Origin of the sequence: Plantibacter sp. VKM Ac-2885 (assembly GCF_015351205.1) — a bacterium.
Taxonomy (GTDB): Bacteria; Actinomycetota; Actinomycetes; order Actinomycetales; family Microbacteriaceae; genus Plantibacter; species Plantibacter auratus.
Window position 1 is genome coordinate 1293855 of sequence record NZ_JADKSK010000002.1, and the last position, 24141, is coordinate 1317995.

Sequence of the window (24141 nt, forward strand, 5' to 3'; positions counted from 1 at the left end):
CGGAACGGGTGTCGGACAGAAGGGGCGCGGCCGTCAGACGGCGAGGAGCCGCCCGAGATGCGGCGCGACCAACGCGTTCTCGATGAGGAAGCCGTCGTGTCCGAAGTCGGACCGGAGGACCGACGGTCGGGTGCCGTCGAGGTTGCCGGGGAGATGGAGCGCGATCTCCTCCTGCCCACTGACCGGGAAGAGCCGGTCGCTGTCGATCCCGAGCACGAGCGACGGACCGGGGTAGGCCCGCAGCGCCGCCCCGACGCCGCCACGATCGCGTCCGACGTCGTGCGAGTTCATCGCCTCGACGAGGGTCACGTAGCTCCCGGCGTCGAAGCGTCGGGTGAACTTGTTGCCGTGGAAGTCGAGGTAGGACTCGACGGCGAAGCGTCCGCCGTGCCCGAGCGGGCTCACGCTCGACTGCCAGCTGCGCTCGAAACGGGCGTTCAACTCTCCCGGGCTGCGGTAGTTGAGCAGGGCCATCCGGCGGGCGAGCGCGAGGCCGCGGTGCGGGCCCTCACCGTCCGGGGCGTCGTAGTAGTCGCCTCCCTGGAAGTGGGGATCCGTGCGGACCGCTTCGAGCTGCACGAAGTTCAGGGAGATCTGGTCGGCCGTCGTGACCGGGGGTGCGGCGATCACGGCCAGTCGGTCGACGAGTTCGGGGTGGGTGGCGGCCCACTCGAGGGCGTGCATGCCGCCCATCGAGCCACCGATCACCGCGGCCCAGCGGTCGAGTCCGAGGTGGCCGAGCAGTCGGTGCTGGGCCTCGACCTGGTCGCGGATCGAGGTGTACGGGAACCGCGAACCCCACTCGACGCCGTCGGGCGCGAAGGAGGAGGGGCCGGTGCTGCCCTGGCAGCCGCCGATCATGTTCGGCGCGACGACGAACCAGCGGTCCGTGTCGACGGCGAGTCCCGGACCGACGATGCCGGCCCACCACCCGGCGGTCGCATGTCCGTTGCCGGCACCACCGAGGACGTGGCTGTCTCCGGTGAGCGCGTGGAGGATGAGGACAGCGTTGCCGCCGTCGTCGTCGAGCGTGCCCCAGGTCTCGTAGGCGAGTCTGGCGTGCGGGATGCTTCCGCCGTGTTCGAAGTCGAGGCGGCCGAGCGGGGCGAAGAGCCGGTCGCCTGGCCGGTCGCCGTCGCGCCAGGCGCCGCTCGAGGGCGGGTTCGCGAGCAGGGCGCCGACCTCGGCTTCGGTCACGAAGCGGGAGGGCACGCTGTCTTCCGGGGTCTGCCAGTCCATAGGTCTCCATTGTGGCGTGCCCTGGGGCGTCGACCGGCCGTGTTACGTCACCCGATCAGTCGAGGTCGGCGCGGTGCGCTGGCGCGAGTGCGCTCCCGTCGGCTCCGGCACGCCGCAACGGGCTCGCGTGACGGGGAACCGGCCCGAGTGCGCAACGAACGACGCGAGCGCGGGTCTCTGGAGACCCGCGCTCGCGGTTGTGGGGTGCGCTCGCGTCAGCGCACCGCGCTGGCGCAACCCGGGAAGGACACGTTGCGGGACGGACTCAGACCCGGGCGGCCTCGACGACCTGCTTCGCGGCGGTCAGACCGGCCTGGAGGTCGGCCGTGATGTCGTCGATGTTCTCGAGCCCCACCGAGAGCCGCACGAGCCCGGGCGTGACGCCGGCCGTGAGCTGCTGCTCCGGGGTGAGCTGCGAGTGCGTCGTCGACGCCGGGTGGATGACGAGCGAACGGACGTCGCCGATGTTCGCGAGGTGCGAGAACAACTGCAGGGAGTTCACGAAGGCGCGGCCGGCGTCGACCCCACCCTTCAGCTCGAAGGACAGGACCGCTCCGACACCCTTCGGGGCGTACTGGTTGGCCGCCGCGTACCAGGGGCTCGACGGCAGACCCGAGTAGTTGACGCTCGCGATGTCGGGGTGGGCGTCGAGCCACTCGGCGACCTGCTGGGCGTTCTGCACGTGGCGCTCGATGCGGAGGCTGAGCGTCTCGATGCCCTGGATCAGCTGCCAGGCGCTCGCCGGGGCGATGGCCGCACCCAGGTCGCGCAGGAGCTGCACGCGCGCCTTGATGATGTAGGCGAGCGCGTCACCCACGGCGTCCGTGTAGACCGCGCCGTGGTACGAGGGGTCCGGCGTCGTGAGGCCCGGGAACTTGTCCGCGTGCCCGGTCCAGGAGAAGGTGCCGCCGTCGACGATGACCCCGCCGATGACCGTGCCGTGACCACCGAGGAACTTCGTCGCCGAGTGGACGATGATGTCCGCTCCGTGCTCGAAGGGACGGATGAGGTACGGCGTGGCGATCGTGTTGTCGACGATCAGCGGGACGCCGGCCTCGTGCGCGACGTCGGCGACGAGGCGGATGTCGAGGATGTTGATCTTCGGGTTGCCGATGGTCTCCGCGAAGAACAGCTTCGTGTTCGGGCGCACCGCACGCCGCCACTCCTCGGCGTCGTCCTGGTTCTCCACGAAGGTGGTCTCGATGCCGAGCTTCGCGAGCGTGTACTTGAAGAGGTTGTACGTGCCGCCGTAGATCGACGAGGACGACACGATGTGGTCGCCAGCCTGCGCGATGTTGAGGACGGCGGAGGCCTCCGCCGCCTGGCCGGACGCGAGGAGGAGGGCACCGCTGCCGCCCTCGAGCGCGGTCAGACGCTCCTCGACGACGGCCTGCGTCGGGTTCTGGATGCGCGTGTAGATGTTGCCGAACTCCGCGAGGGCGAAGAGGTTCTTCGCGTGGTCGGCGTTGTCGAACACGTAGCTCGTCGTCTGGTAGATCGGCGTGGCCCGAGCCTTCGTGACCGGGTCGGGCGCGGCTCCGGAGTGGATCTGCTTCGTCTCGAACTTCCAGTCGTTCGTGGCATCGCTCATGGTGGATGGTCCCCTCTGCTCGGGTGGTCGGTGCTGCTCGGGTGATGGGTGCCGCCGGTGTGGCCGCTCGGTCCGACAGCGATGTCGCCGGGCGTGGCTCCGGGTGGTGCTCCGTCGTGACCCCGAGGCTACCGGCCCCACCTGCACGCGCCAACCGCGCGGACACACGGCGTAACGGCTCGGCCCGGTGGCTACCCTGGAGGCATGACGACGAGACGTGTGGTGGTGACCGGTGCGAGTTCAGGGATCGGGGAGGCGACCGCGAGGCGATTCGCTGCCGACGGCTGGGACGTCGTGGCGGTGGCCCGCCGAGCAGAGCGGCTCGAGGCGCTCGTCGCGGACATCGGCGGTACGGCGGTCGTCGCGGACCTGACCGTGCAGGCGGACGTCGACGCGCTCGCCGCCCGGGTGGAGGAGCTCGGCGGCGCCCAGGCGCTCGTCAACAACGCGGGCGGTGCCTTCGGCCTCGCGTCCGTCGAGGACGGCGACGCGGAGGACTGGCGGCGCATGTTCGACATCAACGTCCTCGGCACGAAGCGCGTGGTCCAGGCGCTCCTGCCGATCCTCCGTCGGAGCATCCCGGAGGGTGGTGCCGCCACCATCGTCGGTGTCACCTCGATCGCGGGCCACATCGCCTACGTGGGTGGCGGCGGGTACAACGCGGCGAAGTTCGCCGAGCGCGCCCTGTTCGAGGTGCTGCGGCTCGAGCTCAACGGCGAACCCATCAGGGTGATCGAGGTGGCGCCGGGCATGGTGCACACGGAGGAGTTCTCGCTCGTACGCTTCGGTGGCGACCAGGACCGCGCCGACGCCGTCTACGAGGACGTCCCGGATCCGCTCTCGGCCGACGACGTCGCCGAGGCCATCGTCCACGCGACCTCCCTGCCGCCGCACGTCAACCTCGACCTCATCACGATCAAGCCGGTCGCCCAGGCCGCCCCGTACCGCCTGGCGAAGGGACCGTTGCGCGTCGCGGAGTAGGCCCTTCGACAAGCTCAGGGACCGGTTGGGGCTCAGGGGCCGGTCGGGAGCTGAGGGACGGGTTGGGAACGTCGGGACCGGTTGCAGTCAGGGACGGGTCGGGAGGTCAGTGATCGGTCGGGTGCTCGGCAGCGGGGTCGGTGCGTGGCTCGGGTTCCGCGTCGACCGGGGCCGCATCCGCGAAGGCGAGTTTCGGGACGAAGCAGAGCAGGACGGCGGCGACGAGCGCGCCCGCCCCGCAGATCGCCCAGACCGTGAGGTAGCCGGACAGGCTCGACGCCCCGGCGGTGACGGCCTGCGCGGCGCCGGCGAACAGCACCACGCCGAAGACGGCTGAGGCGAAGGAGCCGCCGATCGTCTTCGTCGTGTTGGTCAGCGCCGACGCGACACCCGTCTGCCCGCGAGGTGCGGCGGCCGCGGCCGCAGCCGGCATGGCGCCGACGAGGGCACCGGAGCCGAGCCCCGCGATCGCCATGTTCAGGAAGACCTGCCACGTCTCGAGGTGGAAGGGGAGGAACAGCAGGTACCCGACCGCGACGAGTGAGGCGGCGATGATGAGCGCGATCCGAGGCGTCGCCCAGCGCGACACGAGTGGGAACAGGAGCGCACCGACGATCATCGAGATCAGGTAGGCGCCGATGAGCGTGGAGATGTCGCCGGCGTCGAGCCCCAGTCCGTACCCGTTCTCCCGGGGTGTCCCCGCATAGGTGCTGAGCGGGGCCTGGGCGCCGAGCAGGCTGATGCCGATGAGCCCGGCGGTCAGTTGCACCGGCCACATGTTCGGTTGCCGGAGCACCCGGAGGTCGATCGCCGGGTCGGGCTGCCGCAGTTCATATCGCCCGAACGGCAGGAACGCGAGCACGCCGATCGCGATGAGCCCCCACACCCACCACGTCTGCGGACCGTTGAGTCGCAGGAAGGTCAGCCCCGAGGTGATGAGGAGGAGCGCGAGGCTGAGGAGTACGAAGCCCGCGAGGTCCAGGGTCCTGCCCGGCAGGGGTTCGGACTCCGGGACGCCGAAGAGGATGGCGAAGAAGACGAGGGTCACCGCAACGGCCGGCAGCATCATCGTGAGCGGGATATCGCCGCCGAGGGCGGTGAGGATGCGGCCACTCGACAGCGCACCGATGATGGCCCCGGCCTCGAGCGCCACGACGAGGAGCCCGGCGGCCCGGCGGGTCTGCGAGGCCCCGGTGCCGGAGCGACGGCCCCGCTCGAAGATGAGTGCGATCTCGAGTGGCAGCCACACGACGTAGAAGCCCTGCAGCGCCCAGGCCGCGAGGAACGACCAGAAGTCCCCGGCCACGACGAGCCACCAGCTGGCGCCGGCCGTCAACACGGTGGAGACGAGGAGGACCCGCTTGTGCCCGAACATGTCGCCGACCTTCGCGAGGATGGGGACGACGAGCGCCGACAACAGCAGTTGCGCGGCCTCGAACCAGTTGAAGTCCGCGTCGTGGATGCCCAGGTGCTCGACGAGGTCGGGGATGAGCGGGACGTAGTAACCCTGCAGGACACCGCTCGTGATCTCGACGAGGAACAACCAGCCGATGAGTCCCGCCGTGATGCCCGCTGCCGAGCCACGGATCGACGTGCGCCATCCGGTCGCCGAGGCTCCGCCGGTCGTCGTGCTGTCTCGCGCCATGGGGGGATGGTACAGGCGGCCCGGCCGGCAGGATAGCGTTGGAGGATGTCGACCGAGAACCCCAGCGCAGCGTCCCCGGAGCGAGAGGTCCTCGACTGGCCCACGTTCGGTGACGCGGCCCGCGAACTGTCCAGTGCGATCGTCGCGAGCGGGTTCCGGCCCGACTCCGTCGTCGCGATCGCGCGCGGCGGGCTCCTGCTCGCCGGTGCCATCGCCTACGCCCTCGACGTGAAGGCGTGCGGCGCGCTGAACGTCGAGTTCTACACCGGGGTCGACGCGCGTCTCCCCGAGCCCGTCGTGCTCCCGCCGCTGCTCGACGTGGCCGGGCTGCCGGGGAGTCGGGTGCTGCTCGTCGACGACGTGTCCGACTCGGGTCGCACGCTCGCGATGGTGCTGGAACTCATGCAGGCGAGCGGGGCGGAGGTCCGCACGGTGACGCTGTACGAGAAGCCGCAGACGGTGCTCCGGCCCGACTACGTGTGGAAGCGCGTCGACCGCTGGATCTCCTTCCCCTGGTCGACGCTGCCGACGATCACGGCCTGATCGTCCCCGCCTGATCCGGGGTGCCGGGTAGGGTCTCAGGGTGAGTGTTTTCCTCCTCGGCGGTCCGGCCGCCCCAGAGACCGAGTCGACCGTCTACGCAGCGTTCATCGCCGAGGCGGCCGCGCTCGCGGTCGTCGCCGGTCGGTTGGCCCCGCGCATCGCGATCGTCGTCGTGCACGACGGCGACGGGCTCGAGCAGTCCGCCGCCCTGGAACGTGCCGTCGCACGCTCCGGTGAGATCGAGGCGATCCGCGTGGTCGTCCGCGAGGGTGGCGTGGTCGCGCAGGCGCAGCTCGCCGAGGTCGACGGGATCGTCGTCGGCGGTGGGCTGCCCTCGGCCTACGCGGAGGCGGTCGCGCCGGTCGCCACCGACATCCGACGCCTCGTCGCGTCCGGTCTGCCCTACCTCGGCATCTCGGCCGGCGCGATGATCGCCGCCGAGCACGCGATCATCGGCGGATGGCGTGTCGGCGAGGTCCCCGTGAGCCCCGAGGCGGCGTCCGAGGAACTCGACGAGGTCACGATCGGCGACGGTCTCGGGCTCGTCGACATCGCGGTGGAGGCGCATGCCGCACAGTGGGGCACCCTGGGGCGGCTCGTCGCCGCGACGGAGGCCGGGGTCGTCGACGGCGGGGTCGCGATCGACGAGAACACGGCGCTCGTCGTCGGGCAGGGGGCGCTCTCGGTCCTCGGTGGCGGCAGCGTCTGGCAGGTCTTCACCGCCGAGCACGGGGTCGTCGTCCGCACGATCGGTGCCGAGCAGCCGCAGCAGCAGTAGTCCATGACGGACGGGATCCTCGGCGGCAGCCCGGCACAGCTCGCCGCGGCGGGGTCGATGGACGAGGGCTGGGCCGACGCGCTCGCACCCGTCGCGGACGACCTCGCGACGATCGACCACTGGCTCGCGGCGCAAGCGGCGGCCGGTGCCCGATGGTTGCCGGCACCAGAGCTCGTCCTGCGTGCCTTCCGTACGCCGTTCAGCGCGGTCCGGGTCCTCATCGTCGGGCAGGACCCGTACCCGACGCCGGGTCATCCGATCGGCCTGTCGTTCGCCGCGGACCGGGACGTGCGCCCGCTGCCACGCAGCCTCGCGAACATCCATCGGGAACTCCGCGAGGACCTCGGTGTCCCGACGCCGGAACACGGCGATCTCAGTTCGTGGACCCGACAGGGCGTGCTGCTCCTCAACCGTGTCCTCACGGTCGGGGCGGGTTCCGCCGGGTCGCACCGCCGACACGGCTGGGAGGCGGTCACCGAACAGGCGATCCGTGCGCTCGCCGCACGCCCCGCACCGCTCGTGTCGATCCTCTGGGGCAAGGACGCCGAACGACTGGCGCCGCTGCTCGAAGCATCGGGCGACCCCGACCGCCACGTCATCGTCTCGGCGCACCCGAGTCCGCTCTCCGCTTCGCGGGGCTTCTTCGGTTCGAAGCCGTTCAGCCGCACGAACGACTTCCTCGTCTCCCGCGGCGTGGACCCGATCGACTGGTCGCTCGACTGACGACCGGGTCGTGGCGTCGGCCGCAAGGGCTGTCCGCCGACCCACCCCCTCGTTAGGCTTGGGGGATGCTGGAAGAGGAGTACGAGCCGAGGCGACGGCTGCCGCCGCACCTGCGCAAGCCGCCGACCCCCGAGACGCCCTTCGCCTTCACGATGCGCGACGCCACTGCGGCCGACCTGCCCGACATCCGGGCGATCTACAACCACTACGTCGCCAACAGCATGGTCACCTTCGACGAGGACGCGATGACCCTCGCCGAGTGGCGCTCCAAATTCGCCTACCTGCAGCGGCTCCAGCTCCCGTTCATCGTCGCCGTCAACCCGACTGGACAGATCCTCGGGTACGCGCTGTGTGCGCCGTGGAAGCAGAAGCGCGCCTACCGCTTCACGGTGGAGAGCTCGATCTACCTCGGAGCCGCGGCGACCGGCAAGGGCCTCGGCACCGATCTGCTCGGTGAGCTCATCGAGCGCTCGAAGGCCGCCGGGCTCAAGGAGATGCTGGCCGTCATCGCCGACAAGGGCGCCGAGTCGTCGATCGCCCTGCACGAGAAGTTCGGGTTCACCGAGGTGGGCCGCATGGGCCGTGTCGGGTTCAAGTTCGACCGGTGGATCGGCACGGTCCTCCTGCAGAAGTCCTTGAAGCGCTGAGCCGGTCGACGCCCTTCGACAGGCTCAGGGACCGGAACGGACAGGGAACAGGGACCGGAACGGACAGGGAACAGGGACCGGAACGGACAGGGAACGGGGACCACCGGAGACCGCCGCCTCTAGGCTGGTCGCATGGCGGAACTCCACGAGCTGACGGCGCTCGAGCAGTGGCAGGCGTTGCAGCGGGACGAGGTCTCACCGACGGAGCTCGCCCGGCACTACCTCGACCGGATCGAACGCCTCGACGACGCGATCGGCGCCTTCACCTCGGTCGCCGCCGGATCGCTCGCCGAACGCGTGGAGGCGGTCGACGCGCTTCCTCGGACCGCACCGCTCTGGGGACTCCCGATCGGCGACAAGGACCTCGTGTCCCGTGCCGGTCAGCCCGTCCGCTTCGGGTCGCGGCTCACAACGGATCTCGTGGCGACGACCGACGACGAGCTGGTCGGCGTCCTCGACCGCGCCGGTGCGGTGAGCCTCGGGAAGACCGCGACTCCGGAGTTCGGGCTCTACGGCTACACGGAGCCGCTCCACGGGATACCGACGCGGAACCCGTGGGCCCTCGACCGCGGCGCGGCGGGGTCAAGTGGCGGGGCCGCAGCCGCCGTCGCCGCGCGGCTCCTCCCGTTCGCCCCCGGCTCCGACGGCGGCGGCTCCGTCCGCATCCCGGCGGCCGCCTGCGGGCTCGTCGGCCTGAAGCCCACGAGGGGGCTCGTCCCCGCGGGCTCCGGTGTCGACCGACTCGCAGGCCTCGTCGTCCCCGGGCCGATCGCCCGGACCGTCGCCGACGCGGCGCTCCTGCTCGACGCGATGATCGAGCGCGTGCACGGACGCATCGACCACCACTTCACGCTGCGCGCACCCGACGCCGACGACGGACCACTGCTCGGACACGCCGTGCGTGGCGAGGGCCGGTTCCAGTTGGCGGTCCTCGACGGCTCACCCTGGGACAGCGCCTTCGAGCTGGCGGTCGACCCGGAGGCCCGCGCGGCCGTCGACGTCGCCACCCGGGCGTTCACCGCGATGGGGCACGGCCTGGAGGAGCTCACCCTCCGCGACGCCGAACGGTACCCGGCCGACTTCACGACGATCTGGCAGGCCTCGGCGGCCGGTGTCCCGGCGTCCTCGGAGGCGGAGCTGGCGCTCCTCGAACCCATCACGAGGTCCCTCGTCGAGCGCGGTCGGGCGCTGACGGCGACCCGGCTCATGGAGACGCTCGCCAGTCTCCACCGGTTCGAGCGCAGCGTCCTCGCGCAGTTCGCGCCGTTCGACGCGATCATCACGCCGGCGCTCGCCCAGACACCACGGCCGATCGGGTGGTACGACCAGGACTCGCCCGAACTGAACTTCGAGCAGCAGGTGCGCTACGCGCCGCACACCTCCTTCGTGAACGCGACCGGCTTGCCGGCCATCACGCTCCCCGCGCACGAGACGTCCGAGGGGCTGCCGATGGGCGTCCAGCTGATCGGGCGTCCCGGAGGCGAGGCGACCTTGCTCGCCCTCGGGGCGCAACTGGAGCGGCGACTGCGCTGGCAGGACCGCGTCCCGTCCGTCGCCCGCTGACCGGTCGTCGCCCTCGCGTCGCCCGGTGGCGTATGACGGGATGTGACACCGCGGCCGGACCTCGTCCCTCCCGCTGCGCCTAGGGTGCTCAGGCGGCCCGGTCCGGACGGACCGATCGCCGCTCCACCGGAGGAGTCGATCATCAGCGCACAGTCCAGCCCAACGCAGTCCAGCCCCAAGCAGCTCATCCTCAACCTGTTCGAGATGAACTGCGTGAGCCACATCACCCACGGCCTCTGGCGCCTGCCGGACAACCGACGCGACCAGTACACCGACATCCGGTACTGGACGACACTCGCCCGGACGGCTGAGGCGGGCGGGTTCGACGCGATCTTCATCGCGGACGTGGTCGGCGCCTACGACGTGTTCCGTGGTGGCCCGGCCGACGCCCTGCGCGAGGGTCTGCAGATCCCGAACAACGACCCGCTGCTCGTCGTCCCCGCGATGGCCGCCGTGACCGAGCACCTCGGCTTCGGCATCACCTTCTCGACGAGCTACGAGCCGCCGTTCGCCTTCGCCCGTCGCATGAGCACCCTCGACCACCTGACGAACGGCCGCGTCGCGTGGAACATCGTCACCTCGTACCTGCCCAACGCCGCACGGAACTTCGGCCTCGCCGAGGAGATCCCGCACGACGAACGGTTCGCGATCGCCGAGGAGTACCTCGATGTCCTCTACAAGCTCTGGGAGGGGTCGTGGGACGACGACGCCGTCGTCCGCGACCGGGAGGCCGGCGTCTACTCCGACCCCGACAAGGTGCGATACATCGATCACGTCGGACGCTACTTCCAGGTCGCCGGACCGCACCTGTCCGAGCCGAGCGCGCAGCGGACACCGCTGCTCTACACCGCGACCGCATCGCCGGCCGGCATCGCGTTCGCCGGCCGGCACGCCGAAGCCGTGTTCACGGGCGTGCGGGGTCCAGGTGGTGCGGGCCCCCTCCTGGAGCGGTTCCGTGCGGCAGCGGCCGACAACGGACGCGACGGGGCCGCGCTCAAGATCGTCGTCCAGGCCGCCGTCATCGTCGCGACGACGCAGGAGGAGGCCGAGGCCAAGGCCGCGCAGTACCGCGAGCACGCGAGCATCGTCGGCCGGTTCGTGCACGCCGGGCTGCCGTTCGACCCGCTGGCCCACCCGGAGGACCGGACCGTCGCCGAGGCGCTCGCCGCTGAGGGGGTCCCGGCGGACGCCCTGCCGCCGCAGGTGACGGCCGGCACCGTCGGCGAGTTCATCGTGCGGGTCGGCAGCGACCTCGAACGGGACTTCTTCGCCGTCGGCACCCCCGAGGTCGTCGCCGACGAGATCGAGCGATGGTTGGACGAGGTCGGTATCGACGGCATCAACCTGCGGCAGTACCACAGCCTCGACACGCTCACCGATTTCGTCGAACTCGTCGTGCCGGAGCTGCGTCGCCGAGGGCGGCTGCGCGACGCATATCGACCGGGGGAGACGCTCCGCGAGCGCCTGACGGGCGGAGCGGCCCGGCTCCCGGACGACCACCCGGCCGCACGATACCGCGGAGGACGGAACCTCGGCGACCAGCACGAGGGGACGGTCGACGGTCACACGGCGTCATCGAGGGAACCCGCGGGAAACCTGTCGTAACAGAGCGGCGGGGTGGCCCGGTGCGCCGACCAGGATGGGCAACCACACCGGCACAGCACCGGACCACCCCGACCCACAGGAGTACCCGTCATGACCCGAACCACCAGACGGCGAGCACGACTCGCCGCCGCAGCACTCGTCGCCGTGAGCATCGCGCTGACCGGCTGCTCGGCGGCGTCGGCCTCGTCCGACGCGGACGGTGGCAGCCTCACCTACCTCGACGCGGAGATCCCCACCTCGGCGCAGGTGCAGGAGGCGGGCACGTGGCAGACCCGTGCGCTCCAGCAGAACATCACCGACCGACTGCTCTACCGCAACGCGGAGACGGGCGAACTCGAACCGTGGATCGCCGACTCCTGGACCGTCAGCCCCGACGGTCTCACGTACACCTTCGTGATCCGTGACGGCGTCACCTACAGCGACGGCACCGACGTCGACGCCTCGAGCGTCGCGAAGAACCTGAACTGGCAGTCGACCGGCGACGAGGCGAAGGGCACGACCCCGAATGCGCAGTTCCCGCCCGGTCTCGTCGCGACGCCGGACGACGCGACCAGCACCGTCACCGTCGTCCTCGCCGCACCGTACGCGCCCTTCCTCAACGTGCTCACCGGGTGGGGATCCGGTCTCGTCGCCGACGCCACGATCGACGCGAGCAAGGAGGAGCAGTCGAAGTTCGTGAACCTCATCGGCTCCGGTCCCTTCGTCGTCGCCTCCGAGACCTACGGCAAGGAGATCGTGCTCGACCGTCGTGAGGGCTACGCCTGGGCCCCGCCGTCCTCCCCGAACCAGGGCGAGGCGCACCTCGCCTCGGTCACGGTCATCCCCGTGCAGGAGGACAGCGTCCGGCTCGGCACCCTGAAGTCGGGCGAGGCGGACGTCATCCGCTACGTCCAGCCGAGCGAGGAGCAGGGGCTCGTCGACGCCGGCTACGACATCGTGTCCAAGACGGGTGTCGGTCTCAGCAACCAGTGGTTCCTCCGCAGCCAGGCGCCGTTCCTCGACGACGTCGACGTCCGCAAGGCGCTGCTGCACGCGATCTACCGTGAGCAGATCATCGAGACGCAGTACACCGACAGCTGGACGCCCGCGACGTCGGTCCTGTCGCCGGGCACCTTCGGCTACGTCGACGAATCGGCGAAGTTCGCCTACGACCCGGATGCGGCCAACAGCCTCCTCGACGGAGCCGGCTGGACCGAGCGCGACGCGGACGGCTACCGCACGAAGGGCGGCGAGCGGCTCACGGTGAAGACCTACATCGACGTCTACGACAACACGGCGAAGAGCCTCTTCCAGCAGATCCAGAACCAGTTCAAGGACGTCGGGATCGAGCTGTCGCTCAACGAGCTCGACTACTCCACCTACTGGGCGACCGCGTTCGCGGACCCGGAGGTCGGGGCGCTCCGGGTCGGTTGGCCGCACCCTGACCCCTCGAAGGGCCTCAGCGAGTACTACAGCAAGGACGGCTCCGACCTCCTCGGTCTCGCCGGCGCCGACACGACCCTGCAGTCGCTGCTCGACGCGCAGAACGAGGCGACCGACGAGGACACCCGTGCGGTGATCCTCGGACAGATCCAGGACCACCTGATCGACCAGGCCTATGTCGTCCCGATCCTCAACGACAGCCAGGTGTTCGTCACCCAGCAGCGGGTGAAGGGCTTCTCCCTCACCGACGGCGCCCTGCCGGAGTTCTACAACACCTCGATCGAGGACTGAGCGAGCGGGAGGGCCGTCGACCGGACGGCCCTCCCGTACCCGGTCCCGTCCCTTCCGAGAGGAGGCCCCACATGTCCAACCAGCATCCGAACGCCAGCGCGGCGGACACGCGACGCCGGCAGTACCGCGAGTACGTGATCAGGCGCGTCGCCCAGGCGCTCCTCGTGATCGCCCTCGTCTACACGCTCGTCTTCTTCACCCTCTTCGTCCTGCCCGGCGACCCCATCGAGAACAAGCTGACGAGCCCGCTCAACCCACTGCCCCCGTCCGCAGGCGAAGCACTGCGGGCGTACTACCACTTCGACCTGTCGCCGATCGAACAGTTCGCACTGACGGTCGGTCGGCTCCTCCACGGGGACCTCGGCTACTCGCTCGTGAGCGGTCGTGCCGTGTCGGACCTCGTCGCGCAGGGCTTCTCGGACACGATCGTGCTCGCGGGCGTGGCGTTCGTCATGACGATCGTGCTGTCGCTCGCGATCGCGCTCACCGCCGTGTACGGCCCCGTCAAGGCGATCAGGAGCATCGCGGCCTCGGCGCCCATCGCCTCGATCTCCGCGCCGAGCTTCCTCATCGGCTTCGTGCTCCTCGCGATCTTCTCCTTCCAGCTCGGCTGGGTGTCGTCGGTGCGCGATCAGGGCTTCGTGTCCTACGTGCTCCCGGCACTGACCCTGGCGCTCGCCGTCAACGGTCCGTTGACGCAGGTGTTGATCCAGGGACTCCGGAAGGCCGCGGACGAACCCTTCGTCACCGTGCTCCGCGCGAAGGGGACGAGCGAGGTCCGGATCGCCCTCGGCCACGTCTTGAAGAACGGTGCGATCCCGTCGATCACGATGCTCGCCCTCGTCGTCGGAGAGCTGCTGGCCGGTGCCGTCGTCGTCGAGGCCGTGTTCACCCGCACCGGCCTCGGATTCATCACCTTCGAGAGCGTGCGCGATCAGGACACCCCGGTGATCCTGGCCGTCGTCATCCTCATCTCCTCCATCTACGTCGGCATCAACCTCGTGACCGACCTCGTCTACCCCGTCCTCGACCCGCGCATCGTCCGCCCGGGGCATGGGCGGTCCCGACGCTCCCGCCTCGCCAGGCCTGCTGTCGCGACAGCGGCGGCGACGGGGACGGCGGTGCCCGACGGTATCTCGTCGAAAGCGAGCGTGGACGCATGAGCCTCCGACTCCACCCGGACCGCGACGTCACCGCGGCCGACGACGGACCGGACGTGTTCCGTCGACTCCTCGGCCGCCTCGGGGTCGCGGACGTCCTGGCGATCATCGTCGTCGGTCTCGTCCTCGTGTCCGTCGTCGCACCCGGCCTCCTCACGCCGTACGACCCGCTCAAGCCCGACGACGCCAACGCGCTCGCCGCTCCATCGGTCGCGCACTGGTTCGGAACCGACTCCCTCGGTCGCGACCTGCTGTCGCGGGTGATCCACGGCACCGGTCGGACCCTGCTCGGCTCGGCGGTCGCCGTCCTCATCGGTCTCGGCGCCGGCACGGTCCTCGGGCTCGTCGCCGCGTCGTTCGGCGGTCTCGTCGACGCCGTCATCAGCCGGATCGTCGACGTGCTGCTCTCGATCCCCGGGCTGCTCCTCGCGATGGTCGTCGTCGTGGCGCTCGGCTTCGGCACCTTGAACGCGGCCGTCGCCGTGGGGATCTCCTCGATCGCGGCGTTCACCAGGATCATGCGCTCCGAGGTGTTGACGGTGAAGGACCTGCCGTTCGTCGAGGCGAGTCACCATCTCGGCGGTTCGCGGGCGTACGTCCTCGCGAAGCACGTCTTCCCGAACTCGTACTCCGCGGTGCTGTCGCTCACGGCCCTCCAGTTCGGCCTCGCGATCATCTGGATCTCCTCGCTCAGCTTCCTCGGGTACGGAGCTCCGCCGCCCGACCCGGAGTGGGGCCTGCTCGTCTCCGAGGGTCGTCAGTACGTCGTGTCCTCGCCGTGGCTCGTCGTCGTCCCGGGCCTCGTGATCGCCGTCACCGTGCTCGCCATCAGCCGTCTCAGCCAACTCACCCGCGAGAGGACCACCGCATGAACCAGGCAGCCCTGCAGCACAGCGCACTCCACGTCGTCGACGCGGCTCCGGTGCCCTTGCTCGTCGACGGACTCGCCGTCGGGTACCGGACGCGTGGTTCGAGGGGGCCGACCGACACGGTGCGCGACGTGTCGTTCCAGGTCGGGCGCGGCGAGACGGTGTCGCTCGTGGGCCAGTCCGGTTCGGGGAAGAGCACGATCGCCCGGGCGGTCGCGGGGCTCCTCCCGGGCAACGGCTCGGTCACCGCCGGTCGGGTCGCGGTCGCCGGACACGAGGTGGCCGACTTCTCCCGGAAGCAGTGGCGCCCCCTGCGCGGCTCGACGCTCGGTTTCATCCCGCAGGATCCGCTGAGTTCACTCGACCCGCTGCAGCGGATCGGCGTGCAGATCGCCCAGGCGGTCCAGGTGGCGGGCGACACCCCGCGCTCGGAGGTCCCCGCGCGCGTGATCGAGTTGCTCGAGCACGTGGGCATCCGTCAGGCCTCGGCCCGCGTGCGGTCCTACCCGCACGAGCTCTCGGGCGGGCAGTTGCAGCGGGTGCTCATCGCGATCGCCATCGCGGCGAGGCCCAAGCTGCTCATCGCCGACGAGCCGACGTCCGCGCTCGACGTGACCGTCCAGCGGCGCATCCTCGACCTCCTCGACGGCCTCCGGCAGGAGCTCGGGCTCGGGATCCTCTTCATCACCCACGACCTGGCGCTGGCGCAGGAGCGCAGCGACGCGATCGTGGTCCTGCAGGACGGGAACGTCCGCGAGTCGGGCCCGGCCGAGGAGGTGTTGCTCGCACCGCGGCACCCCTACACGGTGGGGCTGCTCTCGGACTCACCCGCGTCCTCGCCCTTGCGCTACCGGGAACGCATCCGCGCTGCGGCCGAGCAGGTGCAGGCGGAGCAGCGCGGCGAGACGAACGCGGCGCCCGCAGTGGTCGAGGTGTCGCACGTGTCCAAACGGTTCGGACGCGATCCGCAGGCGCCGCCCGCACTCGACGGCGCGTCGCTCGTCCTCCGTCCGCGTTCGATCCACGCGCTCGTCGGCGAGTCCGGGTCGGGCAAGTCGACGCTCGCGCGCATCGTCGCCGGGCTCACCTCCTTCGACGACGGCTCGGTGCGGGTCGCCGGCCGGGAACTCCCGCGGGACAACGCCGTCGCCAACCCCTTCGCGCGCGACCTCCAGCTGGTCTACCAGAACCCGCTCTCGGCGGTCGATCCGCGGTACACCGTCGGACAGATCATCGAGGAGCCCCTGCGGATCCACGGGGTGCGGAGCGCCGCCGAACGCCGGCGCCGCGTCGCGACCATCCTCGACCAGGTCGCCCTCCCCGCGAGTGCGCTGGGGCGTCGTGCACGGGAGGTGTCGGGTGGCCAGCGCCAGCGGGTCGCACTCGCGAGGACGCTCGTCCTCGCGCCGTCGGTCCTCGTCCTCGACGAGCCCACCTCGGCCCTCGACGTCTCGGTGCAGGCGCAGATCGTCGAACTGCTCCTCGACCTCCGGGACGAGCACGCGCTCAGCTACCTGTTCATCTCGCACGACCTCGGTCTCGTCCGGCAGATCGCCGACGAGGTGACGGTGCTGTCGACCGGGCGCGTCGTCGAGTCGGGCCCGGCCTCGGCCGTCCTCGGGCATCCACAGCACGCGTACACTCGGGAGCTGCTCGACGCGGTGCCGCGGTTCGATGTCGAGCGGCTCGATCCGAGCCGGTTCGAGGCCGTCGGATGAGCGCACCGACCACGGAACCACGCACGGAGGAGACCATGTCACGATCGTTCGACGACCTCGTCGCCGAGGCCGACGCCGCCTCGGTCGACGGATGGGACTTCTCGTGGCTCGACGGCCGAGCCAGTGAGGCGCGCCCCTCCTGGCGGTTCTCGGAGCTGCTCGGGAGACGTCTGGCCGACGTCCCGTCCTCGCTCGACCTCGAGACCGGCGGGGGAGAGGTGCTCGACACGGCGCCGGTGCTTCCACCGCTCGCGGCCGCCACCGAGTCCTGGCCACCGAACCTCGCCCGAGCCGCCGCCCGCCTGCACCCGCGCGGGGTCGTCGTCGTTCGCACGGAGGAGGGTGCTCCACTGCCGTTCGCGGACGACTCGTTCGCGCTCGTGTCGAGCCGGCATCCCGTCGCTGTGGACTGGGCCGACGTAGCGCGGGTGATCGCGCCGGGAGGAGGCTACCTCGCCCAGCACGTCGGACCGGCGAGCGTGTTCGAACTCGTCGAGGCCTTCCTCGGCCCGCAGCCCGAAGCCGTCCGTCGAGCACGTCACCCTGACGACGAGGCCGACGCCGCCCGCGCCGCCGGACTCGAGATCGTGGAGCTGCGGACCGAACGGCTGCGGATCGAGTTCCACGACGTCGGTGCGATCGTCTGGTTCCTGCGCAAGGTGATCTGGATGGTGCCCGGATTCACCTCCGCGCGGTACCTCGACCGCCTGCGGGAGCTGCACCGTTCCCTGCAGGAGGACGGCCCGTTCGTCGCGCACTCCTCCCGAACCCTCATCGAAGCGCGCAAGCCCGCCCGGTGACCGCGGCCCTGCCGAGGCGCCCTTCGACAGGCTCAGGGACCGGGATACAGGCTCAGGGACCGGAAGACGGGAGATGATCCCTCTACGGGTGGGTCCACCGGCATCCCGACGTAGGCTCGTCGTGACGGCGAGTGGAGGACGATCGAGTGGTGGATGTCGGCACCGGACGGCGACCGGTCTCCCGCCTGCGCACCCGCCTGCTCGCCGGGCTCCGCTCACGCATCCTCGCGGTCTTCGCGGTGGAGCAGGACCGCCCGCCGCAGTGGACGCTCGATCTCGAGGACGGCACCGACGCGGGGTTCTTCACGCCCGACTCCGCGGCCTGGACGGTGCACGGCGGTGTCGAGACCATGGTCGCCGGCATCCGGGCGCTCCTCCTGCAGGCGGCCCACCCCGGGGCGCTCGCCGGCGTGCACGACTGGTCCCGGTACCGGGAGGACCCGCTCGGACGGCTGGACGGCACCATCCGCTGGATCTTCACCGTCACCTACGGCGATCGTGACACGGCGCGTCGGACGAGCGACTACGTGCTCAAGCTCCACGAACGCGTCGTCGGGGAGTACCTCGACGCCCATGGCGTGGTGCGCCCGTACGCGGCCAACGACCCGGACCTCCTGCGCTGGGTGCACCTGGCGTTCACCGACGCCTTCTTGAGCGTGCGACAGACCTGGGGCGGTCGGATCCCCGGTGGTGCGGACGCCTATGTGGCCGACTGGGCACTCGCGGGCGAGCTCATGGGCGTCGTCGACCCGCCCCGCTCCGAGGCTGAGCTGGCCCGACAGCTGCACGGGTACCTCGACGCGGGCGAGCTGACCGGCGGCCCTCGGGTGGACGAGACCCTGGCGTTCCTCCGTCGACCGCCGCTCGACCGCTCGCTGCTCCCCGCCTACGGGATCCTCTTCGCGGGAGCCGTCGCGACGATCCCACCCGAGTACCGCCGCATCCTCGGGCTCCGCACCGCTCATCTCGGCCCGATCCCGCTGCCGGTCGTGACGGCGACCCGGGTGGTCCTGTGGATCGTGGGGCTCGTCCTGCACGGTGAGTCGCCGAGCCAGCGCGCGGCCCTGCGCCGGCATCGACGCCTGGCGGACCCGCCGGCTGTCTCCGGTCCCTGAGCTTGTCGTCTCCGGTCCCTGAGCTTGTCGAAGGGCTGCGCTCCGCGTTCCGTACTTCGCCCTTCGACAGGCTCAGGGACCGGGTGGTGGCGCAGGACCGGACGGCAGGTCGGCATGCCCTCTTGGGCGTCATCGCGCCGCCAACCGTCTCCGGTCCCTGAGCTTGTCGAAGGGCGGTTCTGCGCGGAGGATTGTCGCCCTTCGACAGGCTCAGGGACCGGGGAATGGTGGCTGAGGGGCCGAGACGGTGGTCCAGCGACGGTGGTCCAGGGACCGTGTGGTGGCTCAGGGACCGGGACGGTGTCAGAGGCGGGGGACCGAGGCGAGCAGCTGGGTCGTGTACGGATGTGACGGCCGACTGAGGACCTTGGCGACCGGACCCTCCTCGACGATCGCTCCGTCGCGCATGACGACGACCCGGTCGCAGAGATGCTGCACCACGCCGATGTCGTGTGAGACGAGCACGATCGCGAGCCCGAGCTCCTGCCGCAGCCCGCCGAGCAACTCGAGGATCTGCGCGCGGACGGTGACGTCGAGCGCGCTGAGCGGTTCGTCACCGACGAGGAGGCGCGGGCGGTGCACGATCGCGCGCGAGAGGGCGATGCGCTGGCGCTGACCACCCGAGAACTCGTGCGGGAAGCGGTCGGCCGCGTCGGCGTCGAGCCCGACGAGCCGGAGCACCGCGCGGACCTTGGAACGGTGGTCGCCCTCGATCCCGAGCGCCGAGAGGGGCTCGGCGACGATCCGCCCGACGCTCATGCGCGGGTCGAGCGACGCGTACGGGTCCTGGAACACCACGCCCGTCTGTCGACGGAACCAGTGCAGGCTCCTGGCGCTCGCCGCAGCGCTGACGGGACGGCCGTCGAACGCGACGGACCCGGAGCTCGGGGTGTCGAGCGCGAGCAGGAGGCGGACGAGCGTCGACTTGCCCGACCCCGACTCGCCGATGATGCCGACGGCCTCACCGGGGGCGACGACGAGGTCGCTCGGGTGGAGCGCGACGGTGCGGCTCGGGCGCTGGAAGAGCGACTCCCGCGGGTTGGTGTAGACCCGTCCGAGCCCCTGGGCGTGGAGCAGCGGCTCAGTCATCGTCCTCGCCCTTCCAGCTCATGGTCTTCGCGGCGGCCAACAGCCGCTGCGTCACGGGCGACACCGGCATCGACAGCAGTTGGGCCACCGGCCCGGCCTCGACGACCTTCCCCTGCGCGAGCACCACGGCGTCACTGGCGATCCGGGAGAGGACCGCGAGGTCGTGCGTGATGAAGACGAGGGACGCCCCTGTCTCGCTCACGAGACGCTCGAAGAGGCCGAGGATCTCCGACTGGATGGTGACGTCGAGCGCCGTGGTCGGCTCGTCCGCGATGAGCAGGGAGGGTCCGCAGGCGAGGGCGATGGCGGCCGCGACCCGCTGGCGTTGCCCGCCCGACAGCTGGTGCGGATACCGCCGGACGATGCGCTCGGGGTCGGGCAGACGGACCCGCGCGGCGAGTTCGACGGCCCGGTCGAGCGCCTCCCGTTTCGACAGCCCCTCGTGGATGCGCAGCGGCTCGCCGATCTGGCGTCCGATGGTGCGGATCGGGTTGAGCGCCGTCCGAGGCTCCTGGAACACGATCCCGATCTCACGCCCGCGGATCCGCGCGAGTTCGCGGTCGTCGCGGCCGAGGAGCTCCTCGCCCTGCCAGCGGATACTGCCACTCACCGAGGCGCCGTCCGGGAGCAGTCCGAGGATCGCCAGCGCCGTCAGTGACTTCCCGGATCCGGACTCGCCGATGAGGCCGAACCGTGCGCCCGCCGGCACGCTGAAGCTCACTCCGTCGACGACCCGGCGGCCGCCGAGCGTGACGACGAGGTCCTGGACGTCGAGACTCATGCGGTCACCCCCTGGGGGGACGTGGGGGTCGAGGCGGGTCCTCGGCGACCGAGGGTCGGATCGGTCGCGTCCCGCAGGGCGTCACCCAGCAGGTTGAGGGCGAGGACGGTGATGGTGATGGCGAGCCCCGGCCACAGCACCGACAGCGGGTGCACGGCGAGGTAGGTCTGCAGCTCACTGAGCATCCGACCCCAGGACGGGACACTGGAGGGGGCGCCGTAGCCGAGGTACGACAGGCCCGCCTCGGCGAGCACCGCGACCGCCATCGACCACGACAGCTGGACGATGAACACCGGTGCGACGTTCGGCAGGAGATGCCGCGTCAGGTTCCTCACCGGCCCGAGACCGGCGGCCTTGCCGGCGAGCACGTACTCGCTGTGCGAGACCCGGCGGATCTCGGGGCGGGTCACCCGTGCGATGTTCACGCCGAAGCTGATGCCCACCGCCCAGATGACGACCCACAGCGAGCCGCCGAAGACCGAGGCGATCATCATGGCGATGAGCAGTGTGGGGAACGCGATGAGGATGTCGATCAGCACCGCGACCGTCTCCCGGACCCAGCGCCGCGTGAGTGAACCGAGGGCGGCGAGGGCGACCCCGAGGACCGTCGATACGACTGCGGAACCGATCGCGACGGCCACGGTCACCCGCGCACCGACGAGCAGCAGGCTGAAGATGTCGCGTCCGACCTCGTCCGTGCCGAGCAGATGGGCCGGCGACGGAGCCAGCCACTTCGCGAACGGATCGGTGAGCTGGGGGTCGTACGGCGTCCAGAGGAAGGAGACGCCGGCGCTCAGGAGGAGCAGGGTGACCACGACGAGCCCGAACACGCCTGCCGGGCCGGACACGAGGGTGCGGAGTCCGCCTGATGCCGCGCGCCGACGCGGGTGATCCTGACGGGCGGTCATGTGGTCCGCTCCCGTTCGCGGAGTCGGGGGTCTGCGAGACGGTGGACGACGTCCACGACGGCACCGATCACGAGGACCACCCCGGTGAGGACGAGGAGCTCGCCCTGCACCTTCACGAGGTCGCGGTTGCCGACGTCGGCGACGAGCATGCGCCCGATGCCGGGAAGCGTGAAGAGCTGTTCGATGATGACGCTGCCGACGATGAGCCCGGCGATCTGGAGCCCGAGCACGGTGACGACCGAGAGCGCCACGTTCGGCAGCCCGTGGCGGATGAGCGCCTGCGAACGGGTCAGCCCCTTCGCCGCCGCCGTCCGGACGTAGTCCTGGCCGATCGCGTCGAGGGCGGCGGAACGGACGAAGCGCAGCAGGACCGCGCCCTCGACGATGCCGATCGTGAGTGCCGGGAGGAGGAGGGCACGGATCGCCGCCAGCGGATCGTTCCAGCCCGCGCGCGGGAAGCCCTGCGCTGGGAGCCAACCGAGCACGACGGCGAAGAGGAGCACGAGCAACATGCCGGCCCAGACGACCGGGACGGCGGCGAGCCCCTGCGACGCGAAGGAGATGACGACGCCCGTCGCGCGGGTGCGCCGGACGGCCGCCAGCACCCCGAGCGGAACACTGAACGCGAGGGCGATCACGAGGGCCATGACGCCGAGCGGGACGGTCACCTGCGCCTTCTGGGCGAGTTCGCTGGCGACGGGGGTGCCCGTGATGAGCGAGTTCCCGAGGTCGCCCCGGAGCAACCCGCCGATCCAGTCGAGGTACTGCAGGAGGACGGGCTGGCCGAGTCCCAACTGTTCGCGGATCGCGGCGACCGCTTCGGGCGTCGCATCCGTTCCTGCGATGACCTGGGCGACGTCGCCCGGGAGCACCCTGATGGTGAAGAAGATCAGGGCGCTCGCGGCGAGGAGCCCGACGAGGAGGAGTACCAGCCTCGTCAGGATGAACCGGGTCACCCGGTCACGGCGACCTTCGCCAGGTTGATGCGCGAGTTGACCGAGTCCACGGGGAAGCCGGTCACGCCGTCGCGCACCACCGTGAGGGTGATCGCGGTGTAGAGCCAGTCGGCGGCGTTGTCCTTCGACACGAGGTACGCCGCCTCCTTGAGCTTCTGGGCTGCGACGGCCGGATCGGTCGCCGCTACGGATTCAGCATAGAGCGACTGGACCTGCGCGTTGTCGTAGCCGAAGTAGTAGTTCGGGTTCGCCCAGTTCTGGAAGTCGCGTGCCTCGACGTGGTTCACGTAGCTGAGGTCGTAGTCCTTGTTCGTGTAGACGTCGTTCAGCCAGGTCGGGAACTCGACGCTCTTGACCGTGAGGGTGACGCCGATGGCCTTGAACTCGGACACCAGGACGTTGGCCACCGAGGTGCCGTAGAAGCTCGGGATCGTGAGCGTCAGGGACAGGTTCTCCTGGCCGGCCTGGGCGAGGAGCGCCTTCGCCTGGTCCGGGTCGTACTTCACGAGCTCGCTGAGGTTCTCGTAGCCCGGGTCGAGCTCGGGGATCGGACCGTACTGCTCGACCGCGGCGCCGCCGACGGCCTCGACGATCGCGGCGTGGTCGATGGCGGAGCGGAGCGCCTGCCGGACGAGGGGGTCGTTCAGGGGAGCGCGCTGGTTGTTGAAGGCGAGGGTGTACTTGTCGGTCGTCTTGCCTTCGGTGATGCTGAACCCGTCGGCGCGGGTGATCTGGTCCTTGAGGTTCGCGTCGAGCGCCGTCTGCACGTCGAGTTCGCCGGCGAGGGTGGCGTTGACGGCGGAGGAGGCGTCGGGGATGTAGCTGAAGACGACCTCCTTGACCTTCGGAGCGTCGCCCCAGTACTTCGCGTTCCGGTCGAAGGTGATGCTGTCGCCCTGCTTCCAGGTCTTCAGGGTGAACGGCCCGGTACCGTTGGCGGTCGTCGACAGGTCGTTGGTGGCGCCCGACTCCAGGACGAGTCCTGCGCGTCCGGTCAGGGTCCACAACAGGTTGGAGTCGGGCGAGGTGAGCTGCAACTGCACGGTCGAGTCGTCGACGGCCGTGATCGAGGCGACCTTCTGGAGCGCCACGTTGTCGACGAACGTCGGGTCCTGCTGAACCTGCGTGATGGAGTCGACGACGTCGGCCGCGGTCAGGGCGGCGCCGTCGTGGAAGGTCACGCCGTCGCGGAGGACGAAGGTGTAGGTGAGACCGTCGGCGCTGATGTCGTGGCTCTTCGCGAGCGTGTCGACGATCTGGTTGTCCTCGGTGCGGGACACGAGGCCCTGGTAGACGTTGTCGATGAGGATCTGATCGAGCGCGGCGCCCGAGGTGGTGCGGATGTTGAGGTCGGAGGGCTCCAGGACGAGACCGACCCGCAGGGTCGCGTCGGCGTCGGGCGTCGGCGTCGCGGCCGGGCCTGCGCAGCCGGTGAGGACGAGGGCGGCGCCGGTGACCGCGATCGCGGCGGTGAGGAGCTGACGACGCAGCTGACGATGACGCATGGAGGTCCTTTCGGGGATGCTGGAGTGGCCGGCATCTGGAGACGCACAACCGGTTCCGGGCAGCGGGCATTCCCGCCTGGGCCGCGTGAATACTGGACCGCGTCCGGAAAGCCGCATCGCTGGGGCTCCAGCGAGCGTACCCAGTCGACGTGTGTGGTGCCAGCCACGGTGTCAGGGGGCGTCACAGAGTGATCGGATCGTGATGTGCTCCG

Annotated in this window: 21 protein-coding genes; 13 read left to right on the forward strand and 8 right to left on the reverse strand. The window is 70.6% G+C overall.

Annotation, left to right across the window (positions count from 1 at the left end):
• Window positions 1-33 precede the first annotated feature (33 nt).
• Window positions 34-1239 (reverse strand): homoserine O-acetyltransferase, encoded by a 1206-nt coding sequence (locus ITJ66_RS18450; protein WP_194645538.1) that lies wholly within the window; start codon window positions 1237-1239, stop codon window positions 34-36.
• A 265-nt stretch (window positions 1240-1504) separates the two neighbouring features.
• Window positions 1505-2830, reverse strand: a complete 1326-nt coding sequence (locus tag ITJ66_RS18455) for a bifunctional o-acetylhomoserine/o-acetylserine sulfhydrylase (protein WP_086473990.1) — start codon at window positions 2828-2830, stop codon at window positions 1505-1507.
• 204 nt (window positions 2831-3034) lie between these two features.
• On the opposite strand from ITJ66_RS18455, the gene ITJ66_RS18460 reads away from it, so the two are divergent.
• On the forward strand, window positions 3035-3811 hold the full coding sequence (locus ITJ66_RS18460; RefSeq protein WP_192018535.1) for an SDR family oxidoreductase: 777 nt from the start codon (window positions 3035-3037) through the stop codon (window positions 3809-3811).
• Window positions 3812-3917: 106 nt separating this feature from the next.
• Here ITJ66_RS18460 and ITJ66_RS18465 read toward each other — a convergent pair whose 3' ends face one another.
• Entirely contained in the window at window positions 3918-5456 is a 1539-nt protein-coding gene (locus ITJ66_RS18465) for an MFS transporter (protein WP_194645540.1), read from the reverse strand.
• 45 nt (window positions 5457-5501) lie between these two features.
• Between ITJ66_RS18465 and ITJ66_RS18470 the strand changes: the two genes are divergently transcribed.
• The 12 genes from ITJ66_RS18470 to ITJ66_RS18525 all read left to right on the forward strand — a co-directional run bounded on the left by ITJ66_RS18470 (window position 5502) and on the right by ITJ66_RS18525 (window position 18690).
• Entirely contained in the window at window positions 5502-5999 is a 498-nt protein-coding gene (locus ITJ66_RS18470) for a phosphoribosyltransferase (protein WP_071262460.1), read from the forward strand.
• A 40-nt stretch (window positions 6000-6039) separates the two neighbouring features.
• Window positions 6040-6777 carry a Type 1 glutamine amidotransferase-like domain-containing protein gene (locus tag ITJ66_RS18475; RefSeq protein ID WP_064295268.1) on the forward strand — a complete coding sequence of 246 codons (738 nt, stop codon included), beginning with the start codon at window positions 6040-6042 and terminating at the stop codon, window positions 6775-6777.
• A 3-nt stretch (window positions 6778-6780) separates the two neighbouring features.
• Entirely contained in the window at window positions 6781-7500 is a 720-nt protein-coding gene (locus tag ITJ66_RS18480) for a uracil-DNA glycosylase (RefSeq protein WP_194645541.1), read from the forward strand.
• Between the two features lie 65 nt (window positions 7501-7565).
• A complete protein-coding gene (locus tag ITJ66_RS18485) occupies window positions 7566-8147 on the forward strand; it encodes a GNAT family N-acetyltransferase (RefSeq protein ID WP_085513310.1) in 582 nt (193 codons plus the stop codon).
• A gap of 132 nt (window positions 8148-8279) precedes the next feature.
• Entirely contained in the window at window positions 8280-9710 is a 1431-nt protein-coding gene (locus ITJ66_RS18490) for an amidase (protein ID WP_194645542.1), read from the forward strand.
• A gap of 204 nt (window positions 9711-9914) precedes the next feature.
• Window positions 9915-11315: an NtaA/DmoA family FMN-dependent monooxygenase gene (locus ITJ66_RS18495; protein WP_194645801.1), complete on the forward strand. Its 1401-nt coding sequence runs from the start codon at window positions 9915-9917 to the stop codon at window positions 11313-11315.
• 90 nt (window positions 11316-11405) lie between these two features.
• Window positions 11406-13028, forward strand: a complete 1623-nt coding sequence (locus tag ITJ66_RS18500) for an ABC transporter substrate-binding protein (RefSeq protein WP_194645543.1) — start codon at window positions 11406-11408, stop codon at window positions 13026-13028.
• 71 nt (window positions 13029-13099) lie between these two features.
• The gene (locus ITJ66_RS18505; protein ID WP_228501985.1) at window positions 13100-14191 is read left to right on the forward strand and encodes an ABC transporter permease; all 1092 of its coding nucleotides are present in this window, start codon (window positions 13100-13102) and stop codon (window positions 14189-14191) included.
• Entirely contained in the window at window positions 14188-15060 is an 873-nt protein-coding gene (locus tag ITJ66_RS18510; protein ID WP_194645544.1) for an ABC transporter permease, read from the forward strand. Before ITJ66_RS18505 ends, ITJ66_RS18510 begins: the two co-directional genes overlap by 4 nt.
• Window positions 15057-16775 (forward strand): ABC transporter ATP-binding protein, encoded by a 1719-nt coding sequence (locus tag ITJ66_RS18515; protein ID WP_194645546.1) that lies wholly within the window; start codon window positions 15057-15059, stop codon window positions 16773-16775. Before ITJ66_RS18510 ends, ITJ66_RS18515 begins: the two co-directional genes overlap by 4 nt.
• Window positions 16776-16810: 35 nt before the next feature.
• A complete protein-coding gene (locus ITJ66_RS18520; protein ID WP_137243317.1) occupies window positions 16811-17575 on the forward strand; it encodes a class I SAM-dependent methyltransferase in 765 nt (254 codons plus the stop codon).
• Window positions 17576-17724: 149 nt separating this feature from the next.
• Window positions 17725-18690 carry an oxygenase MpaB family protein gene (locus ITJ66_RS18525; RefSeq protein WP_240044038.1) on the forward strand — a complete coding sequence of 322 codons (966 nt, stop codon included), beginning with the start codon at window positions 17725-17727 and terminating at the stop codon, window positions 18688-18690.
• A 303-nt stretch (window positions 18691-18993) separates the two neighbouring features.
• Here the strand turns inward: ITJ66_RS18525 and ITJ66_RS18530 are convergent, their stop codons facing one another.
• From ITJ66_RS18530 to ITJ66_RS18550, 5 genes are read right to left on the reverse strand one after another with little or no spacing between them, the layout of a single operon-like run.
• Window positions 18994-19779, reverse strand: a complete 786-nt coding sequence (locus ITJ66_RS18530) for an ABC transporter ATP-binding protein (RefSeq protein WP_086473982.1) — start codon at window positions 19777-19779, stop codon at window positions 18994-18996.
• Window positions 19772-20560 (reverse strand): ABC transporter ATP-binding protein, encoded by a 789-nt coding sequence (locus ITJ66_RS18535; protein WP_124769609.1) that lies wholly within the window; start codon window positions 20558-20560, stop codon window positions 19772-19774. The genes ITJ66_RS18530 and ITJ66_RS18535 overlap by 8 nt, the downstream gene beginning before the upstream one ends.
• The gene (locus tag ITJ66_RS18540; protein ID WP_137243315.1) at window positions 20557-21468 is read right to left on the reverse strand and encodes an ABC transporter permease; all 912 of its coding nucleotides are present in this window, start codon (window positions 21466-21468) and stop codon (window positions 20557-20559) included. Before ITJ66_RS18540 ends, ITJ66_RS18535 begins: the two co-directional genes overlap by 4 nt.
• Complete coding sequence (locus ITJ66_RS18545) at window positions 21465-22424, reverse strand: ABC transporter permease (protein ID WP_194645547.1); 960 nt, start codon at window positions 22422-22424, stop codon at window positions 21465-21467. Before ITJ66_RS18545 ends, ITJ66_RS18540 begins: the two co-directional genes overlap by 4 nt.
• Window positions 22421-23929, reverse strand: coding sequence for an ABC transporter substrate-binding protein (locus ITJ66_RS18550; RefSeq protein ID WP_071262450.1), 1509 nt, complete (start codon window positions 23927-23929; stop codon window positions 22421-22423). The genes ITJ66_RS18545 and ITJ66_RS18550 overlap by 4 nt, the downstream gene beginning before the upstream one ends.
• Window positions 23930-24141 lie beyond the last annotated feature (212 nt).

Bases quoted from the DNA above. Each gene is read 5' to 3' on its own strand.
- ITJ66_RS18505 (WP_228501985.1), top strand. From the start codon at position 13,100: ATGTCCAACCAGCATCCGAACGCCAGCGCGGCGGACACGCGACGCCGG.
- ITJ66_RS18465 (WP_194645540.1), bottom strand. From the start codon at position 5,456: ATGGCGCGAGACAGCACGACGACCGGCGGAGCCTCGGCGACCGGATGG.
- ITJ66_RS18470 (WP_071262460.1), top strand. From the start codon at position 5,502: ATGTCGACCGAGAACCCCAGCGCAGCGTCCCCGGAGCGAGAGGTCCTC.
- ITJ66_RS18450 (WP_194645538.1), bottom strand. From the start codon at position 1,239: ATGGACTGGCAGACCCCGGAAGACAGCGTGCCCTCCCGCTTCGTGACC.
- ITJ66_RS18515 (WP_194645546.1), top strand. From the start codon at position 15,057: ATGAACCAGGCAGCCCTGCAGCACAGCGCACTCCACGTCGTCGACGCG.
- ITJ66_RS18530 (WP_086473982.1), bottom strand. From the start codon at position 19,779: ATGACTGAGCCGCTGCTCCACGCCCAGGGGCTCGGACGGGTCTACACC.
- ITJ66_RS18550 (WP_071262450.1), bottom strand. From the start codon at position 23,929: ATGCGTCATCGTCAGCTGCGTCGTCAGCTCCTCACCGCCGCGATCGCG.
- ITJ66_RS18480 (WP_194645541.1), top strand. From the start codon at position 6,781: ATGACGGACGGGATCCTCGGCGGCAGCCCGGCACAGCTCGCCGCGGCG.
- ITJ66_RS18495 (WP_194645801.1), top strand. From the start codon at position 9,915: ATGAACTGCGTGAGCCACATCACCCACGGCCTCTGGCGCCTGCCGGAC.
- ITJ66_RS18535 (WP_124769609.1), bottom strand. From the start codon at position 20,560: ATGAGTCTCGACGTCCAGGACCTCGTCGTCACGCTCGGCGGCCGCCGG.
- ITJ66_RS18490 (WP_194645542.1), top strand. From the start codon at position 8,280: ATGGCGGAACTCCACGAGCTGACGGCGCTCGAGCAGTGGCAGGCGTTG.
- ITJ66_RS18485 (WP_085513310.1), top strand. From the start codon at position 7,566: ATGCTGGAAGAGGAGTACGAGCCGAGGCGACGGCTGCCGCCGCACCTG.
- ITJ66_RS18460 (WP_192018535.1), top strand. From the start codon at position 3,035: ATGACGACGAGACGTGTGGTGGTGACCGGTGCGAGTTCAGGGATCGGG.
- ITJ66_RS18455 (WP_086473990.1), bottom strand. From the start codon at position 2,830: ATGAGCGATGCCACGAACGACTGGAAGTTCGAGACGAAGCAGATCCAC.
- ITJ66_RS18520 (WP_137243317.1), top strand. From the start codon at position 16,811: ATGTCACGATCGTTCGACGACCTCGTCGCCGAGGCCGACGCCGCCTCG.
- ITJ66_RS18500 (WP_194645543.1), top strand. From the start codon at position 11,406: ATGACCCGAACCACCAGACGGCGAGCACGACTCGCCGCCGCAGCACTC.
- ITJ66_RS18510 (WP_194645544.1), top strand. From the start codon at position 14,188: ATGAGCCTCCGACTCCACCCGGACCGCGACGTCACCGCGGCCGACGAC.
- ITJ66_RS18540 (WP_137243315.1), bottom strand. From the start codon at position 21,468: ATGACCGCCCGTCAGGATCACCCGCGTCGGCGCGCGGCATCAGGCGGA.